This window comes from Nitrosomonas communis (assembly GCF_900114745.1).
Classification (GTDB): Bacteria; Pseudomonadota; Gammaproteobacteria; order Burkholderiales; family Nitrosomonadaceae; genus Nitrosomonas; species Nitrosomonas communis_A.
This window is the reverse complement of record NZ_FOUB01000067.1, coordinates 1-17,497: the sequence shown is the minus strand read 5'-3', so window position 1 is coordinate 17,497 and position 17,497 is coordinate 1. Positions and strand designations below refer to the sequence as shown.

15 protein-coding genes and 1 pseudogene are annotated in these 17,497 nt (G+C 45.1%); 8 read left to right on the top strand and 8 right to left on the bottom strand.

The window, feature by feature from the left end:
• Positions 1 to 171 precede the first annotated feature (171 nt).
• Entirely contained in the window at positions 172 to 1,797 is a 1,626-nt protein-coding gene (locus tag BM122_RS17015) for a formate--tetrahydrofolate ligase (protein ID WP_074906773.1), read from the bottom strand.
• An 876-nt stretch (positions 1,798 to 2,673) separates the two neighbouring features.
• Between BM122_RS17015 and BM122_RS17010 the strand changes: the two genes are divergently transcribed.
• The 4 genes from BM122_RS17010 to BM122_RS16995 all read left to right on the top strand — a co-directional run bounded on the left by BM122_RS17010 (position 2,674) and on the right by BM122_RS16995 (position 5,746).
• Positions 2,674 to 4,110: a DUF2325 domain-containing protein gene (locus BM122_RS17010; RefSeq protein ID WP_083398566.1), complete on the top strand. Its 1,437-nt coding sequence runs from the start codon at positions 2,674 to 2,676 to the stop codon at positions 4,108 to 4,110.
• 147 nt (positions 4,111 to 4,257) lie between these two features.
• On the top strand, positions 4,258 to 4,767 hold the full coding sequence (locus BM122_RS17005; RefSeq protein WP_256212161.1) for an RNA polymerase factor sigma-70: 510 nt from the start codon (positions 4,258 to 4,260) through the stop codon (positions 4,765 to 4,767).
• Positions 4,768 to 5,102: 335 nt separating this feature from the next.
• Positions 5,103 to 5,225, top strand: coding sequence for a transposase (locus tag BM122_RS24390; RefSeq protein WP_256212162.1), 123 nt, complete (start codon positions 5,103 to 5,105; stop codon positions 5,223 to 5,225).
• 59 nt (positions 5,226 to 5,284) lie between these two features.
• Positions 5,285 to 5,746, top strand: coding sequence for a transposase (locus BM122_RS16995; RefSeq protein WP_371264945.1), 462 nt, complete (start codon positions 5,285 to 5,287; stop codon positions 5,744 to 5,746).
• Positions 5,747 to 6,181: 435 nt separating this feature from the next.
• Here BM122_RS16995 and BM122_RS16985 read toward each other — a convergent pair whose 3' ends face one another.
• The 4 genes and pseudogenes from BM122_RS16985 to BM122_RS24380 all read right to left on the bottom strand — a co-directional run bounded on the left by BM122_RS16985 (position 6,182) and on the right by BM122_RS24380 (position 8,696).
• The gene (locus BM122_RS16985; RefSeq protein ID WP_177198193.1) at positions 6,182 to 6,847 is read right to left on the bottom strand and encodes a transglycosylase domain-containing protein; all 666 of its coding nucleotides are present in this window, start codon (positions 6,845 to 6,847) and stop codon (positions 6,182 to 6,184) included.
• 202 nt (positions 6,848 to 7,049) lie between these two features.
• Positions 7,050 to 7,696 (bottom strand): annotated as a pseudogene (locus BM122_RS26610) (IS982 family transposase); the annotation flags it as partial.
• Between the two features lie 302 nt (positions 7,697 to 7,998).
• Positions 7,999 to 8,229 (bottom strand): hypothetical protein, encoded by a 231-nt coding sequence (locus BM122_RS24385; RefSeq protein ID WP_218152138.1) that lies wholly within the window; start codon positions 8,227 to 8,229, stop codon positions 7,999 to 8,001.
• Positions 8,226 to 8,696 carry a hypothetical protein gene (locus BM122_RS24380; RefSeq protein WP_218152137.1) on the bottom strand — a complete coding sequence of 157 codons (471 nt, stop codon included), beginning with the start codon at positions 8,694 to 8,696 and terminating at the stop codon, positions 8,226 to 8,228. Before BM122_RS24380 ends, BM122_RS24385 begins: the two co-directional genes overlap by 4 nt.
• Positions 8,697 to 9,141: 445 nt before the next feature.
• Between BM122_RS24380 and zigA the strand changes: the two genes are divergently transcribed.
• From zigA to BM122_RS16960, 3 genes are read left to right on the top strand one after another with little or no spacing between them, the layout of a single operon-like run.
• Positions 9,142 to 10,368: a zinc metallochaperone GTPase ZigA gene (zigA, locus tag BM122_RS16970; protein ID WP_074906770.1), complete on the top strand. Its 1,227-nt coding sequence runs from the start codon at positions 9,142 to 9,144 to the stop codon at positions 10,366 to 10,368.
• A gap of 1 nt (position 10,369) precedes the next feature.
• A complete protein-coding gene (locus tag BM122_RS16965; protein ID WP_074906769.1) occupies positions 10,370 to 11,041 on the top strand; it encodes a DUF1826 domain-containing protein in 672 nt (223 codons plus the stop codon).
• A 53-nt stretch (positions 11,042 to 11,094) separates the two neighbouring features.
• Positions 11,095 to 11,559, top strand: a complete 465-nt coding sequence (locus BM122_RS16960; protein ID WP_074906768.1) for a Fur family transcriptional regulator — start codon at positions 11,095 to 11,097, stop codon at positions 11,557 to 11,559.
• A gap of 642 nt (positions 11,560 to 12,201) precedes the next feature.
• Here BM122_RS16960 and BM122_RS16955 read toward each other — a convergent pair.
• Both BM122_RS16955 and metE read right to left on the bottom strand, forming a co-directional pair.
• Positions 12,202 to 13,356: an HD domain-containing phosphohydrolase gene (locus BM122_RS16955; protein ID WP_074906767.1), complete on the bottom strand. Its 1,155-nt coding sequence runs from the start codon at positions 13,354 to 13,356 to the stop codon at positions 12,202 to 12,204.
• A 254-nt stretch (positions 13,357 to 13,610) separates the two neighbouring features.
• Positions 13,611 to 15,908: a 5-methyltetrahydropteroyltriglutamate--homocysteine S-methyltransferase gene (metE, locus tag BM122_RS16950; protein WP_074906766.1), complete on the bottom strand. Its 2,298-nt coding sequence runs from the start codon at positions 15,906 to 15,908 to the stop codon at positions 13,611 to 13,613.
• A gap of 113 nt (positions 15,909 to 16,021) precedes the next feature.
• On the opposite strand from metE, the gene BM122_RS16945 reads away from it, so the two are divergent.
• Positions 16,022 to 16,918, top strand: a complete 897-nt coding sequence (locus BM122_RS16945; RefSeq protein WP_074906765.1) for a LysR family transcriptional regulator — start codon at positions 16,022 to 16,024, stop codon at positions 16,916 to 16,918.
• A 379-nt stretch (positions 16,919 to 17,297) separates the two neighbouring features.
• Here BM122_RS16945 and BM122_RS16940 read toward each other — a convergent pair.
• A partial coding sequence (locus BM122_RS16940) for a transposase (RefSeq protein ID WP_143083502.1) occupies positions 17,298 to 17,497 on the bottom strand: 200 nt, incomplete at its 5' end.

Below are 17,497 nucleotides of genomic sequence, written 5' to 3'. Positions count from 1 at the left end.
ATGATCAGCTCAAGCTTGGGATGTGATGCCACCTTTAGGTGGCGCCAATTCTTGCCCCTTTGAGGGGCTAACAGAAATAAGCCTCCGGCTTTGCCGGAGGTAATTTAACTAATGTATTCAGGCGAAAAGTATGTTGACACCTACCGGCGCTTTTCTAACAAAGCAATGCGGTCAAATCCCCATAATCTCCCCATCATCAGACAAATCAATTCGATATGCAGCCGGATCATGCGGTAACCCAGGCATAGTGACAATGTCACCGGTCAGTACCAGCAGGTAGCCGGCACCGGCCGCGATGCGTACTGATTCAACTGGTAATGTAAATTTACTAGGATGACTTCCTAAAGTTGGGTCGCCGCTTAGTGACAGGTGGCTCTTAGCGATACAGATGGGCAGTTGATCGTAACCCAGTGAGCGAATCCGTTCAAGATCCTTTCTTGCAGTGCGACTGAATTCGATATGGCTAGCGCCATAGATAGTGCGAGCGACGGCGGCGATCTTCTCTTCAGGAGGAGAATCCAAATCATAAAGATAACGTACAGGCGGTGTCGGCTGAGCAGCGACAGCAATGACTGCATGCGCTAACGCTTCAGCCCCAGCGCCTCCATCGGTATAACCGGTAAAGAGGGCGGCAGTGAGTCCAAGCTGAGTACACCCTTTTTCGATGGTAGCCAGTTCTTGTTGGGTGTCGCCCTCAAAGTAATTGATAGCAATGATCGGCTCAAAACCAAAGGCGCGCACGCTGTGAACATGATGCTCCAGGTGTGCCAAACCTCGTTCGATTTCCTGGATGAGGCCGGGGGAGGCGGGGTCACCACCACCATGAATTCTTAAAGCACGGGCGGTGACTACCAGGACGACCACACTGGGCCATAGGCCGGAGCTGCGGCATTTTATGTCAAAAAACTTCTCGGCCCCCAGGTCAAAGCCAAAGCCCGCTTCTGTCACGGCAAAGTCCGCGCAGGTGGCGGCGGTCCTGGTAGCGATCACGCTATTGCAACCATGGGCAATATTGCCAAATGGCCCCCCATGCACAAAAGCGGGTACGCCTTCGGTGGATTGCACTAGATTCGGCAAAATTGCATCCTGCAGCAGAGCTGCCATTGCGCCTGTTGCCTGAAGACTCTGGGCTGTGACCGGATGACCCGCGCGATCAAAACCGACCAGGATGCGTCCCAGTCGAGCCTTTAGATCAGTAAGGTCCTCAGATAGGCATAGGATGGCCATGACTTCTGAAGCTGCGGTGATGTCGAAGCCGGTCTCGCGTGGAACACCATTAAGGCGTCCACCTAATCCAATCACGGTCTGACGCAGGGCGCGGTCGTTCACATCCAGCACACGGCGCCAAAAAACTTGGCGGTGCTCCAGATCGAGTTCGCTACGAAAATGGATAGCGTTATCCAGTAAGGCGGCCAGCAGATTGTGTGCGGCGCCGATGGCATGCAGATCCCCCGTGAAATGCATATTAATGCGTGTTGAAGGCTCGAGCTGGCAGCGACCGCCACCAGTGCCGCCGCCCTTGACACCAAAGATAGGGCCCAACGAGGGTTCGCGTAAGGCAAGTGCTACACGCTGACCAATGCGTGCAAGACCTTGTGCCAGACCGATTGAAACAGTGGTTTTTCCTTCACCACTACGAGTGGGATTAATCGCTGAAACCAGGATGATTTTTCCCTTTGACTTAGCTTCTTTCTTTGGTAAAGCGCTTAACCGAAGTTTTGCCATATGCTCGCCATAGCACATCAGTACATCTGGGTGTAGATCAAGTGCTGCGGCGATATCCAGTATGGGGCGCATTATAAAAATTTCAGGCAAGAAGAATAAGTATATGTGAGCGCTTTAATATATGGAATATCCAACATTTTCCGGTTTCATTGCATTATAGAATCTCAGTGCGCATGCTGCAAAATGTAAAAATAAAGTTAATTCTAACATTCCATATTATATGCATTTGAATTATGGGTTACCTATTTGTTATTTTTTTAATCTCATAAAGCAATGGAAATGAATCGAGCTGTTGTTTCTGTTTGTCAGATCAGATCAAAAAAATCAGGTCAGGCAATAAAAAATCCTCAGCTCCAATTTTATTATTTTCTGATAGAAAGTAATCAAGAATAAAAAGAGCACCAGCATAACTAAATCTTTCTTAGCGTATTTATGTTCACTCAACCTATTAGAGGAGGGTATAAGCCAGGTGGCTTTTCAAGACTTTGTGTTATGCAAGATAGCTCCTGAATTTATTTTCAGAAAAATAAGCGATAAATATTATTTACACTGCAAATAATAATGATTATTATTTGCAATCATGAAGAGTCATTTGAATTTGATGTTAATGTCAAATTTGATGTTAATGTCAACTATGATTTGAAAATAAAAGTGGCGCGAGTACTCATATTACTACTGCCACAACCTTATTAATTCTTCATTAAAAAGAAATTTGATTTAGCCAGCCAACAAAGTGCATATCGCTTGTCAGCCAGCCATTATTTGAATGACTAGGAGATGGCTTTATGGATAAAAAATTAGGGTTGATTGAGAGCAGAGGGTGTCATTTCTCACAAATTTCAAGTCTACGTTTTGCAGTTTGCTTAATTAAACTACCGACTGCATGCGCAATTACATCAAGCCTCGTAAAGCGATATATAGCTCGTTATCAGATTTGTGGGCGAATAGATGCTGGGTACGCACCCGCTTGAACTGGGGGCGCATCTATCCGAGCATCATTCTTTTTCTGCTTTACTTGAGTACGTAACTAATACGAATGGAGAAGGCTTTGCTATGAATGCACCTTTCTTACCGATACTGCCAATAGTAGACTCCTTATTGGCAGACAATCAGATTTTGACTCCTATCCCCCAATCAAACACTGAAACTGAATTATCGCCAATCAAACGCAGCAAAATCTGGGAGCTTAAAGAAGCAAATCGCTGCCCGATTGTGGGCACCTGTTTGTCGAAAGATGAGTTAATACGTTTTGCCCGGCGATTTCATTTTGAAGCGTCGATAACCGATGTATTTTTATTGCATGTCGAAGCGGTGAATTGTGTGGCTACACGTAACCCCGCTTCCGAAGCGATTCAGAAGTACCTCGACTCAAAATATCAGACTGCGCTTACTCGTTTTGAATCTGCTAAAACAGATGCTGCAGTATTTGACCTGTGGAAAAAATGTTTTGTACAGGGAGAAATTGCAGGCGCTTTGTGGGCTGCCCTGACGCACAAACGAATTAGCGATAATACCAGAGGAAAAATCTATGCGGATATGCATATGCATTCTCACCATATGGGAGCAAATCAGGCTGCTGATACTCGTAGATTAGCTCAGCTGGAGAAAGAGTATGCCGAATTAGAAACAGCGATGGAACTCCAGAAACAACACCATTCGCGGATTGAAGCAAAATTGCGCATGCGGTTTCAGGAGGCTTTAGCCGAAAGCGAGCATCTACGTCAGAATCAGAAAGAGATCGTTGCGTTACAAGCCCGTCTGTCTGCAATTGAGTCCGGTAAAACCATGACTGAAATGGGGCAGCGTTTAATGAAGTTATCTATGGAAAATGAGCGATTAAAAAGTGTAGCTCATCAAGCTAATAATCTCGAGCAATCACTCCAAGACGCTCATAACCAAATAGTAGCTTTGGTTGATGAGTGTAAAGTACTGATCGCCGAACGTGATGCACTAGAAAGGTTCCTTTTATCCGATAGTTCTTGCAAGGATTCTTGTAATCATCCCAATGCTCATGGTACATCCCAGCTAAAGGATTGCTGCGTAGTTTGTGTTGGTGGGCGTATTGCCCAACTCCCGCAATATCGTATGTTGGCGGAACAGATGGGCATCCGCTTAACTCACCATGATGGTGGCCAGCAACATGCGCTTTCTCGTTTACCAGAAATGATCAATAGTGCTGATGCAGTCATTTGCCCTACAGATTGTGTCAGCCATGCTGCTTATTATCAGTTAAAACGTCTTTGCAAACGTCATAGTAAGCCTTGTTTGTTATTCAAAGGTAAAGGCGTCGCTAGCTTTGCTTCTGCACTTATACGGTTGTCATTAGGCCAAGTAAGTTTGAATGCTGATACTTGCGAGTTGTTGGCAGAAGGCATCAGTAAGTGATCATTAAATTTCATTCGTCTTATTAATTTTTTAGGATATTCATTTAAATAAGAATAGGTTGTTAGAAATGATGATACAAAAATTTAAATGAAAATAATTATCATAGATATTTTCATTAACATTACTACAATAAGAATATCAAAATTTATGATGATGCCAGTAGACAAATGGTCTCAAGGATTAGGCCCCTTGTTTATCGCGAACCGTACCCAATTACTCCGGGCAGCGTATAAAATTTTAGGCGACTGGGAACGATCAGATGATGTGGTGCAAGACGCTTATATCAAAATCACTGAGATGGCAGCTGCGCAGAAGGTTAGACAGCCATTGGCCTATCTATTTCAGATCGTACGCAATTTGGCTATCGATCACTATAGGCGTGATGTATTCGAGTCAGAGCTTTTTGGTACTGATGAGGAGGGACTGCAGGTTCCAGCTCTGACGGGAACACCAGAAACTCATGCAATCAATCGTCAACATCTCGAGTTGGTTGCAGAAGCGTTAGCTAAGCTTCCGGAGCGTACAAAACGGGTTTTTGAGCTTTATCGGATACATGGATATACGCATCGGATGATTGCAGATGAATTGGGTATTTCCACTTCCTTAGCAAACATTCTCATCCATGAAGCAATGAATCACTGCAAGAATGCTCTTTAATCTAATCCGGATATTGCATGAGCATCAAAGATAAGCGTGAATTTGCCAGAGATTCATTTTTCAAGTAGAGAAATCGGATTTCTATTCAGAATTTGTTGCGATGGAATGGACTTTTCTGCGTATTTTGGTGGAAATTATGACAGAAAAGAGGTTTTTCTCTGTTGAGAGGCGTAGCCCATCCACCCTATAGCTATAGCATATCCCCTATAAATTGATTATAATTTACGGATGACCTATCCGATATCATTTCGCCGTAAAGTATGATCCGTTCGAGAGAAGGAGAACCTCTCAATCGCGCAAGTAGCCAAGCGTTTTGAGTAGGGGTAGCCAGCGTGATGCGTTGGATCAAAACTCCCGATCCCAAGACAACCCGTAACAAACCTGCAACCAAGATCGACAGGGAGAGGTTGGCGCAGGATGTCAAGAATTATCCAGACGCGTATCAGTACGAGCGTTAAACGGCTTGGCGTCAGCACCCAGGGCATCAATCACGCGTTAAAGCGTCTGGGCGTGACTTATAGAAAAAAGCCTACGTCACCCCAAAGCCAGCGAAGAAGAGCGACGTATCTTCCAGCAAAAAATTGAAAGCTATGAGCGCGAAGGCCGCGTCATCGTCTACCTTGATGAAAGCGGCTTTGCGCACGACATGCCACGCATGCATGGCTATGCGCTAATGGGTGAACGTTGCCATGGCGTAGAAGATTGGCATGCAAGAGGTCGAACCCATGTGATCGGCGCCCTGATCGGAAAGGCACTCCTGACCGTGGGCCTGCTCACAGCCCCTATCACTGCCGACATCTTCCATGCGTGGGTGACGCAGGACCTTTTTCCTAAACTTCTGCCCGCTTGCGTAATTGTCATGGACAACTCGACATTCCACAAGCGGCAGGATATCCAAACCGCCATTGCCAATGCCGGGCATACGCTTGAATACCTGCCGCCTTATTCTCCAGACTTCAATGATATTGGACCAAAATAGGCCAAGCCAAAACCATCAGGAAAAGAGAAGGGTATGCCATCGAGCAGCTTTTTGCCGCCTATACATCTTAATTCGTTTTATATTGGATCAGCTATATCTGACTGTACGCATATCCCATTTATAAAAAACATTTTATTTTTCCAATAACTTAGCTCCCTGGGTTCAGGATGCGCCTTGACGCTACTGCATACAATGCGATCACTGAGCAATTCCAACGCAAATCGCATAGATCACAGAGCCCGAACAAACCAAAATTATTGATAGAGTTTAAGGGAGGAATCATGAACGGAGGAAAGCAAGAACTGTTGCCGGCACAAGTAAGTTGTGCAGGAGTCTTTAAAGGAGAATCGACTGTTGGTGGGCCTCTTCTTTTATGCTAGCCTGGCCTGTATGTCAATTCATGTATGGTTTCAAACCATATCATACCCCTTTGGATTATGGCAGTTCAACATTATCCATACGCTCGAGGATGAATTGCTGGCGACGCAATAGCCTTTTCGATGGATTAGCAGGCAGTCTTGAACTGGCAATAGCTGCGGCTAGCAAAGCCGCCTGTTCTCGATTTAGTTTCGAGGCAGGGATCCTGAAATACATCCTGGCAGCGGCTTCTGCCCCCCAAATACCGTCACCCCATTCAATTACATTCAGGTAGATCTCAAAAATACGATGCTTACTAAGCTCAGTTTCGAGTTGCTGGACGATGAGGAATTCACGCAACTTGAAGAACTGGTTTTCCGAAGATGAAGAATAAAGATTCTTGGCTAACTGCTGTGTGAGGGTAATTCCTCCCTGGTTCGTTAGTTCCTTTTCCTTTCCATTCATTTCAACGTAATTAAGCAGCTTGCTTAAGTCGCTACCTTCACGCGAAAAAAAAGTAGCATCCTGCGCTGCTATTACCGCATATTTTAGATGAGGAGATATCTGTTCGTACGGAACCCAGAACTGAATACGCCGCTTTATTATGCCCTTCTGCTCCGCCTCAGCAGCACGCATATCCATGAGTGCTGTCGATGCAGGATTTGTTGCTCGAAGGGCACTAATATCGGGCAGGGTGAAAAACACTTGTGCGACATAGCAGGCTATGCCCACAAGGATTGTCATCGTCACGTACCTCCAGTATGAAGGCAGCAGGGCATAAGAAACAGAAGTAGGTATATTCTTTTCCATGTAAAAAATATTATGCCGAGTATCTTAATAACAAAAATGGATTTTTTCTAATTGAGACTGAGAAGCTGTTTGAGAATCCGGAACTTTAACCTTTATGCAACAATTTTATATTGTTAACGTAAGTTCGACATAAAGATTACACCACCACAACTGGAAAAGCTTGAGGGAGTCTTATATCAAGAGAGGGTTTCTTCTTCTGGAATGTATAAGCCACCAGCCCGGCTATCAGATTAAAAAAAATTAAATGGGCTACGATGACGGGAATGCTCGATTGGTAAGATGTTCTTCAATAAATATTGGTCTCAATGATCGAGCGTTTACGTAACAACAGCTTGTCAAACAGCGACAACAGCTTCTTTTCTATGTTCTTGCGGAACTTGGTAACCAACTGCACGCCTTGTTGCTGCTAGCCTGCTTAAAGAGTAACTGCCAGAGGTATTCTGGCCACCAGCGAACTTCCCAAATAAGGGATGCGTCAACTCTGGTGACGCAAAAAGATCCCTCGACATTCCCTACTGTGATTTTCACTCCCATAAATTCTCCTTAATCATTGATTGCCAGGTGCTGGTTAAAACCATAAAACCAGCCGACGCTGGTCTTCTCCCGAGCAGCAAACTCCGCCATTATTTTATACGACCTGATACGTCGGTTGTGGCATACGCTGATTTTGGTCGAATTAATGAAGCAGATTCCACTACATTGCCCAAAGCGAATGATCAGCAAGCAACACAAGAACACTAGGCTACCTTGCAACAACTCAGCAAAGCGGTTGTAGCTCACTAACTACATGGAAAATAACACCCCTAGCGCTAGTGATGGAATTCTTTCCCAAAATCGTTTCATCGTAAGTGATCCAGGTTCTTTTTATGGCTTTTCTTATGTTGAATTCACGCTAAGTAGATTTTATAAAATTTATGAAATCTTTATTGTGAGTGAGAGAAGTATATTTACAAAATTTTGTCGAAGAATTTTACATATCAACCGGGTGCTATCTCTGTCTTTATCTATAGCCTTATGAATATTCATTAATCCTATAACGTAACATGAATTTTGCGTTATACGCTATATTTAATGCGAATTAAGGGCTAACTCGTAAATAATTCCAAAAAAAATAGAGCCGCAGCCAGCTTTCCGAAAACATGTACCATCAGCCCGTTATAAGAACGAACTTTGCTGGCACATTCAATGCCTGTATTTTCTTCTATCCAGGCAAATAATGCTTCAATCGGTTGCCGCACGCGAGCAACTGCTGTAGATAACCATTGATCTTGTGGTTCCAGGTTGTGCTGCCCTGTTTGTTTTTTAACCGGCGTCAAGACGGTCGATTCTGAACTCGCCTGATGCATTCAGCGTCGGGCCGTTGATAAGCTTTATCACCATACAGCTCATTAGTGTGCAATTGCGGCCGAATCTGATCAAATATCTTGCCATCATGGTCGCTGGCGCCAGTCACACCGATATACTCAGGGATCGGCAATGAGCCTGGTTGGCGGCGCCCTATAATATGCACCCGCACACCATGATAGTACAGCTTCTTGGTTGAGCAGTCGCCTGAATCCGCCAACTGTTTCGCTACACACGCGTTAAACCGGCGACCTTGCCTCGCAAGGATGACCGGAAATGAATCAATTAACCAAACCTGCTCGGGATCCCTGGCTGCCTGTTCTTGCTGAATCAGTGCTAATAAGGGTGCAAACACATCGGCTATTCGATTCAGGCGCTGAACATAAGCCACATGGAAGTCGTGGAAACCCATCGCGTAAGTGGCGATCCGCATACTCATCAATACCTATGATCGCTCGATGCTTGTCCATTACACCGAACAGGAAGAGGGCAATGACTTCTTCGTCGCTAAAACTTAAATCCGCGTAATGGCTCATTCTTTGACTATAAATCTAAAGATTTTGCTGATAATGCTTGCAAACATAGAGATAAATCGTTATTAATCGGTTTTGCCAGTTCATTGGTTACTTTGATTGATTGAGGTTGGGTGATGTCTTCCTCAATAGTTTTACGTTATTGATGGACTGGCTTCTATTTCAGCTCTTAATTCGCATTGTATTGTAAATACACGAATGATCCGTATTTATGGCACACCTTCCCGAGTCACTTTATATGATGCTTTTTCATGAAAGCAAATTTACTAATGAATTAGAAAATATTACTCATTTATAAAATGATATGTTGTAACATAATATTTATATCAAATAACACTGGAGTTAGATTGTATGCCTGTTCTGAATGCTTCACATAAACCGACCTACCGCTTACCCGTTACTATTCTCTCAGGCTTCTTGGGTGCAGGGAAAACCACGGTACTGAATCATATTCTTCATAACCGGCAAGGCCAGCGTGTGGCAGTTATTGTGAACGATATGAGCGAGATCAATATCGATGCTTTGATGATCGAGAAAGAAATCTCGTTCAGCCGCTTCGAAGAAAAATTGGTTGAGATGAGCAATGGTTGTATTTGCTGCACATTGCGTGAAGATCTCTTGGACGAAGTACGCAAGCTCGCTGCAGAAAAAAAATTTGGTTATCTGGTGATCGAGTCAACAGGTATCTCTGAGCCATTGCCGATTGCAGAGACGTTTACCTTTGCAGATGAAAACGGCATCAGTCTATCTGACATCGCGCGACTAGATACCATGGTCACCATAGTTGATGCGGTCAATTTTCTTAAAGATTTTGAAGAAGCCAAAATGCTGCAAGAGACAGGGGAGAGTCTTGGGGAGGGAGATGAGCGTAGTGTAGCCGATTTGCTGACCGATCAAGTAGAGTTCAGCGATGTTATCCTGATCAACAAGATCGATCTGGTGACTTCAGACACGTTAACAAAATTACGTGGTATTTTATGCAGTCTCAATACGCAAGCCGAGATCATCCTGATTGAAAATGGGCGGGTAGATTTGACCAAAGTGCTGAATACCCATAAATTCAATTTTGAGCGTGCCCAGCAAGCGCCGGGCTGGCTCAAGGAATTACGTGGAGAACATATTCCGGAAACAGAAGAATATGGCATCAGCAGCTTTGTTTACACAGCGAGAAGACCGTTTCATCCTCAACGTTTTTACGATTTTCTTCACCAACCCAGGACAGAGGGAAAATTACTACGCTCGAAAGGCTATTTCTGGCTGGCGACGCGACCAGACTATGCTGGACAATGGAACCAAGCAGGGGGTATCGCGCGCTATGGTTATGGTGGAATGTTCTGGAAAGCAGTGCCAAAATCACAATGGCCCCAGGATGAGGATTACCTGGCATCGATACAGGAGCAGTGGGTAGAGCCATTTGGTGATATGCGACAGGAACTGGTCTTTATCGGGCAGAATCTGGACGAACAAGCAATCCGTCAATGGTTAGACGAATGCCTACTGACCGATACCGAATTTAATGCTGGCAAAGCTTATTGGATGACATTGCAGGACCCATTTCCTTCTTGGGAGAGAAATTGATATGTGCGCCTCTACATTATCAAATGATTTATCCGCTCATTCTTCAATAAGACAAAGTATAAGCGTAGTAGGCTACGAACCAGAAATACTTTCGCGAGTCTATGATGACTCTGTCAAAATATGCATTTTGCAGCGTGTACTCAGTACCGATATCAAACAATATGTCGCGTATTTACGGCAAGAACACGTTGGCCTCGAGCTGGCGCAGCCAATCAATATAGCGCACATAAGAGAGGACTTGAACACATGGCTGCCCCAACATCACGCGCTTAATGCATTTATTGAGGATGTAAGCTGGCTGGTTGAGATGTTTGCCTTCTTATTTGATTTGGAAAGCGTCGGCTTGCGGCTGAATATTCTTACTAAAACCATGTGTCCGCGTTTCCATACGGACAAAGTACCTTGTCGCTTGATCACGACTTATGCTGGCAAAGGAACGGAATGGTTAAATAACAAAACTATTGATCGTGTTATGCTTGCAGCTTGCAACGAATCCAAAGAAGAGGCAGAAGCATTCGCAAAACAATACCTAATTCAGAGCTTGCAGGAAGGGGATATTGCTTTGTTCAAAGGTGAGCGGTGGGGAGAACAGAATGATCATGGCGTAATTCATCGTTCACCTGCGCTTGAGAGAAACGAAACGCGACTACTGCTTACTTTAGATTTTGCTTGAAGCAGATATGAATACTGTTTAATCGTTTATTAAATCACAGGAAGTAGTGAGAAATGACTGTCGATATCGACCATATTATTCAGAAGTCTCAAGAGGCATGCGCATCAGCGGGGGTTAAATTAACCACCAAACGCAAAAATGTGCTCATCGTGTTGCTGCGTTCCTCGATACCTCTATCCGCATATGAAATCGTGGAAAGATATAAAGTGCAGTTGAATGAAACATTGCCGGTCATGTCGGTTTACCGCATACTGGATTTTCTAATTCATGAAAAACTGGTTCACAAGCTTGAAACGGCCAGTCTGTATATAGCTTGCGCCCACATTGCCTGTGATCATCAACATGAAACCCCGCAATTTCTGATTTGTGACCGCTGTCATAGCGTTAAAGAGATCGGAATCAAAAAGGACGTCATGGCGGAGCTCGCGCGCGGCATTCAAAACACTGGCTTTACCCTGGCTTATCAGCAACTTGAGTTGCATGGGCTTTGCAATCGCTGCCAAAATGGCTCAATATAATTGCCATGCTTTTGAATGTGTGGAAGTGGTATAAGATTATTTTGATTTCCTATTCTCGTGGGAATTGCATCATGAAGCAGTTAACGATGATAAGAAGCAGGACCTTGCATATTGACACTGCCGATGGAAAACACTGCAATAGGCGACCTCTGCATAACTGCCTTTTTGGATATTTCAGTATTTTTAACGTGAGTTCGACATAAAAATTGTCACACTATATCAGAAAGAGCTTGAGGGAGTCTGATCTTCGCACTTGTATGGCGGGTGGGGATGGGGAGAATAATGACGCAAAGAGAGAAAAAATGAGTAAATTTACGGAATTTCATGAAACCTCGAAGTCCGCAAGAGTCCACTTGAACACTCACAAATACTCGAGAGCAGGCACAAAAAACCAACGGGGTGAAGGGTTGGGTTTGGGTATTGGTGGTAATTAGGGGAGATGAACACTTATAAAGATTGCTAACAAATGTGGAAAGTTATCGGTTCCTTGAGATTAATGTCGATAGTAGGAGAGTGAATGGTGATTTACTGCACCTATTTGATCACTGAAATATTCAACAGATGATAGGCCGAGTCTAGTTTTGAAGAATAGTAAACCTGTTCATCTAAAACGTACGCTTTTGCGGTTAATGCAACAAGCCATCAAATCAAATCCTCATCGCGGAACTGTCGCTGGATCACTAATATTTTATCGAGATTGTTGATCAATGCATTGACGCAATCGCGGTCCAGTTTGGCATTCGACATTTTCTGCAAGCCTGCAAAGGCTTCGTCATTCGTCCATGCTGCTTTGTATACGCGGCGCGATGTCAATGCATCAAACACATCCGCAACGGCGCTGATGCGTGCTTCAATTGGAATCTCATCGCCTTTCAACCCTTTGGGATAGCCACTACCATCGATCGCTTCATGGTGATATTCCGCAATATTGCGCAAAATATCGACATGACCAAAAGTACCTAAACTGAAGTCTTTCAGCACGGCATCGATAATTTCGCGGCCTTTTCCCGGGTGCGTTTTCATGACATCGAATTCACTGTCGTCAAGCCGACCGGGTTTGCGCAGAATGTTATCCGGAATGCCGATCTTGCCCACATCATGCATCGGTGAAAACAGAAAAATATGCTCAATCTGCTCATCCGTAATGTCATAGTTATACTTACTGGCAAGTTCGTGAGCAATCAGGCGTGCGTAGTGCGCGGTGCGATCAATATGCGAGCCGGTCTCCAAGTCACGATAATGCGTCATGCTACGTGCTGCACGTACTGCGGCAATGAGCGTGCGAATAGCCGTCAGTTCATTGATCACCATCAGCGCGATTAAATGCCCATAAATATCAATCTGACGCAATGATTGCGGTGTAAAAGGATGTTCCTGCAACGAGTTAAAGAACAAAAAGCCAATAAAGGTCCGGCTTTGATACAGCGGCATGGTGTAACTGGATTTGTACCCTTTGGCAGCGATGCGCCTGGTGTGCTCATGTGTGCCTTGGGAAAAAATATTCAGATCCTGTACCAAACGAGGGCGGCGATGTTCGATGATGGCATGCAACGAAGGCGCCGAGCTGAGTGGGGCTTCATACATTGTTACTGGGCTATCATTTTCTTCAGTACTGTGCGTGTAAGTTTTGAGAATTTGCGTTTTTTCATCAAATAGTGCAATTGCAAAACGATCGAGGAACGGAAACTCCTGGCGAATGATTTGATGCAAGAAACGCAGCTTTTCTGTTAATGGGATATTTTCGTGCAAATTAGCTAGGGTATCCTGATGCGTAAAAAGATCTTTTTGCTGCTGCATAAAATTTCCGTTTTTCGGTTGATTAGTACAACATTCTAAACCATTTACTATGCAACCTATATACTACGATCGGACTATGCCGCGTTAACCTTTTCCGGATACTGGTTCCCGGAACCACTGCCTGTCCATATACTCAGGGCTGCCGTGACATACCCGAAGCAGCAAGGTTACTTTAAAAGAATGGGCTTCTGGGACAAAAAGCACGACGATATATGCTATTTATCGCCGTGTCTGCATTAATAAAGTTGATTGATCTAAATTGATCTTGTCGCACGCAAATTCTTGGCGGCATTAACCAAATTGGCTAGCGCCTGGTTGACCTCTTCCCATTTCCGCGTTTTGAGACCGCAATCCGGATTCACCCATAGTCGTTTAGCCGGGATGCGCTCGCCAGCCTTCTTCATCAGATTAATGATGTGTGACTCGGTCGGAATGTTCGGTGAATGGATGTCATACACGCCTGGACCAATCTCATTAGGATATTTAAAGCTATCAAATGCATCGAGCAACTCCATGTCGGAGCGCGAGGTTTCAATCGTAATTACATCCGTATCCATGCCAGCAATCGACGCAATGATGTCATTGAACTCTGAGTAGCACATGTGCGTATGGATCTGGGTTTCATCAGAGACACCATTGGCTGCTATACGGAACGATTCTATTGCCCAGTTGAGGTACTGCTGCCATTCTTTTTTACGCAGTGGCAGGCCTTCGCGTAGAGCTGCTTCGTCGATCTGAATGATACGCACGCCGGCCTTTTCCAGATCTAACACTTCATCGCGAATTGCCAGAGCCAGTTGATAACAGGATGCCGAGCGTGGCTGATCATCCCGCACAAAGGACCAATTCAACATGGTTACCGGGCCGGTCAGCATGCCTTTCATCGGTTTATGCGTCAGCGACTGTGCGTATTGGATCCATTCAACGGTCATCGCCTTGGGGCGGCGGATATCGCCAAACAGGATTGGTGGTTTCACGCAGCGCGAGCCGTAAGACTGAACCCAGCCAAATTGGCTAAAGGTATACCCTTCAAGCTGTTCACCAAAATATTCCACCATATCATTGCGTTCGGCTTCGCCATGCACCAGCACATCCAGGCCAAGAGCCTCCTGCTCGCGCACCGCATAGGCGATTTCAGCACACATGGCTGCCTTGTAGTTGTCTTCATCGAGTTCACCATTTTTGAACTGGCTGCGCGCCCGGCGGATTTCAGCGGTCTGTGGGAACGAACCAATCGTGGTGGTGGGGTAGATGGGCAGATTTAGCAGGGCAGCCTGTTTAGTTGTTCGTATTGCATACGGGCTCTTACGCTTGCCCAGTTCTGGAGTAATGTTGGCAGCGGCGGCCTTGACTGCCGGGTTGTTTACCCGCTGAGAGGCACGGCGTGAAGTAATAGCGGTCTGGTTTGCTGCCAGTTCTGCCTTGACCGCATCACAACCCTCATTTAGCGCGGTCGCCAGCACTTTGAGTTCATCTAACTTTTGTAGCGCGAATGAGAGCCAGGAACGAATCTCGGGATCAAGCTTCTGTTCGCTGTCGAGGTCCACAGGAACATGCAGCAGTGAGCATGACGGTGCAATCCAGAGGCGATGGCCCAGCGTATCATGTATGGGTTTTAGCCAATCGAGCACGGCATTCAGATCAGTCTTCCAGATGTTGCGACCGTTGACTACCCCCAACGATAGTACTTTATAAGAAGACAGAAGGTTAAGTAGCGGAATAACTTCATCGCGTGCATTGATAGCATCCAAGTGAAAGCCTGCGACTGGCAGGGTAGTTGCAAGATGTAGGTTTTCCTGTAACTGTCCGAAATAACTGGCAAGGAGCAGCTTGACGCGGTTGGTTTTGAGGTGATGATAGGCAAGGGTAAGAGCGTGCTGCCAATCAGGATCGAGCTCAGTGACGAGTACAGGCTCATCCATTTGTACCCATTCTACGCCCTGCGCTGCCAGTTGATCCAGCAATTCGGCATAGATGGGCAATAGTTTTTCCAGTAGCGCAAGCTTGTTGGAATTGTCCTTCGCCTTACCGAGCCATAAATAGGTAACCGGGCCAATGAGTATGGGTTTGGCTTTGATCTCCTGGTTCTTAGCTTTTATTATTTGTGCAAGCAGACGCGAAGCATCTAAAGAGAAGGTGGTTTTGGCGGTGAACTCAGGGACAATATAATGATAATTGGTATCAAACCACTTGGTCATTTCTCCTGCCTGTACACTGCTGCAGCAAGCACTGTGCTCTTCTGTCGTTTGGGTTGAGCGTCCTCGTGCGACACGGAAATAGTTGTCAAGCGCATTGCCATGGAAGCTCTGCACACGCTCGGGTAGATTGCCTAGCATAAAACTCATGTCCAGTACGTGATCATAAAAAGAGAAATCACCGACCGGTACCCAGTCCAGCTTGGATTGGTTTTGCCAGTGACGTTGGCATAGCTGCGCGCCGACCATCTCAAGTTCTTCCCGGGAGGATTGTTCATTCCAGTAGGACTCAAGAGCAAATTTCAATTCACGTTTCGCGCCAATGCGTGGAAAGCCTAAATTATGAGTGGTGACCATATTAACTTACCTTTTCTTTGAAACATTTGAAAAAAAAGAAAACATGGTAGATGCGTTAATTGATGAAGTAAAATGATAATATTTCAATAATCAATTAATTTTATTCATATACTATGCTCGAAAGAATTCACTTGGCTATTATTCGAGAGGTTGATCGACAAGGTTCCCTCACAGAAGCTGCGCGCATGTTGTGCTTGACCCAATCCGCCTTGAGCCATGCAATGAAGAAACTCGAGCAGAAATTTGGCACGAATATATGGTTGCGTGAAGGGCATCGCCTCCGGCTAACCCAGGCTGGCCAGTATCTGTTGGCAGTCGCTAACCGGCTGCTGCCGCAACTGGACCATGCAGAAGAGCGCATGCGTCAATTCGCAAAGGGAGAACGCGGTACGTTACGCATCGGGATAGAATGTCATCCCTGCTATCAGTGGTTGCTTAAAGTGGTATCGCCTTATTTGGCACAATGGTCAGATGTAGATGTAGATGTTAAACAGAAATTTCAGTTTGGGGGCATCGGTGCGTTATTTGGCCATGAGATCGATTTACTGGTTACGCCAGATCCACTATACAAGCCAGGACTACACTTTGAGCCAGTGTTCAATTATGAGCAGGTGCTCGTGGTGAGCCGGCAGCATTTGCTGGCTTTGGCAACCTATGTCGAGCCGCAACAATTGAGTAACGAAGTATTGATCACTTATCCGGTAGAAACGGATCGATTGGATATCTATACACAATTTTTACAGCCCGTTGGCATTAGTCCTAAACGTCATAAGATCATTGAAACGACAGACATTATGCTACAGATGGTGGCCAGCTGTAGGGGTGTAGCAGCTTTGCCGCGCTGGCTGGTAGAAGAGTATGCAAGTAAAATGGACATTGTTCCTGTGCGGCTAGGGCGGCAAGGTATAGCCAAACAGATTTTTCTTGGTATAAGAAAAACAGACACAGACGCCGGGATTGATTACTTAACAGCCTTTATCGAGTTAGCTCGTCAGCCAGTGTGCCTGTAGCATTGAGCGAGAAGGAATAACATTTGCTTGTTGAAATCTTCAAACATTCAAATCCAGACCAAAGGGTTCATTATTCTGCGAAAACGGAGTATCGTTGAAAGAACATTCATATGACTCGACATTAATAGAAGGTGGGCTGTATTTTCTGAGTGTTAGCCCAAATATTGCACGAGCATCAAAAATAAGAGTGAATTTGCCAGAGATTCATTTTTTAATGGGGATAAATCGGATTTCTATTCAGAATTTGTTGCGATGGAATGGGCTTTTCCGCGTATTTTGGTGGAAATTATGACAGAAAAGAGGTTTTTCTCTATTGACAGGCGTAACCCATCCACCCCCTAGCTATTTTATGCGGTAAACGCTAGGGTCTGTTGACATTTCACATAGATAGCCACAGATATCCACACGCCATGGCTACCATACTTTCATAATTTCGCTTCAGTTTGTCGTATCGTGTCGCTATTGCCCGATACTGCTTTAGCCGGGCAAAAACATTCTCCACCCGATGCCGGTATCGATATAAACCCCAATCCATATCTGCATTACCCTTCAACGAGTCGCGCTTTTTCGGTATCACAG

Excerpts from the sequence above, each read along its gene's own strand:
- BM122_RS16955 (WP_074906767.1), bottom strand. The coding sequence starts at position 13,356 with ATGCAGCAGCAAAAAGATCTTTTTACGCATCAGGATACCCTAGCTAAT.
- BM122_RS16960 (WP_074906768.1), top strand. The coding sequence starts at position 11,095 with ATGACTGTCGATATCGACCATATTATTCAGAAGTCTCAAGAGGCATGC.
- zigA (WP_074906770.1), top strand. The coding sequence starts at position 9,142 with ATGCCTGTTCTGAATGCTTCACATAAACCGACCTACCGCTTACCCGTT.
- BM122_RS17005 (WP_256212161.1), top strand. The coding sequence starts at position 4,258 with ATGATGATGCCAGTAGACAAATGGTCTCAAGGATTAGGCCCCTTGTTT.
- BM122_RS16965 (WP_074906769.1), top strand. The coding sequence starts at position 10,370 with ATGTGCGCCTCTACATTATCAAATGATTTATCCGCTCATTCTTCAATA.
- BM122_RS24390 (WP_256212162.1), top strand. The coding sequence starts at position 5,103 with ATGCGTTGGATCAAAACTCCCGATCCCAAGACAACCCGTAACAAACCT.
- BM122_RS16985 (WP_177198193.1), bottom strand. The coding sequence starts at position 6,847 with ATGACAATCCTTGTGGGCATAGCCTGCTATGTCGCACAAGTGTTTTTC.
- BM122_RS16945 (WP_074906765.1), top strand. The coding sequence starts at position 16,022 with ATGCTCGAAAGAATTCACTTGGCTATTATTCGAGAGGTTGATCGACAA.
- BM122_RS17010 (WP_083398566.1), top strand. The coding sequence starts at position 2,674 with ATGCTGGGTACGCACCCGCTTGAACTGGGGGCGCATCTATCCGAGCAT.
- metE (WP_074906766.1), bottom strand. The coding sequence starts at position 15,908 with ATGGTCACCACTCATAATTTAGGCTTTCCACGCATTGGCGCGAAACGT.
- BM122_RS24380 (WP_218152137.1), bottom strand. The coding sequence starts at position 8,696 with ATGAGTATGCGGATCGCCACTTACGCGATGGGTTTCCACGACTTCCAT.
- BM122_RS17015 (WP_074906773.1), bottom strand. The coding sequence starts at position 1,797 with ATGCGCCCCATACTGGATATCGCCGCAGCACTTGATCTACACCCAGAT.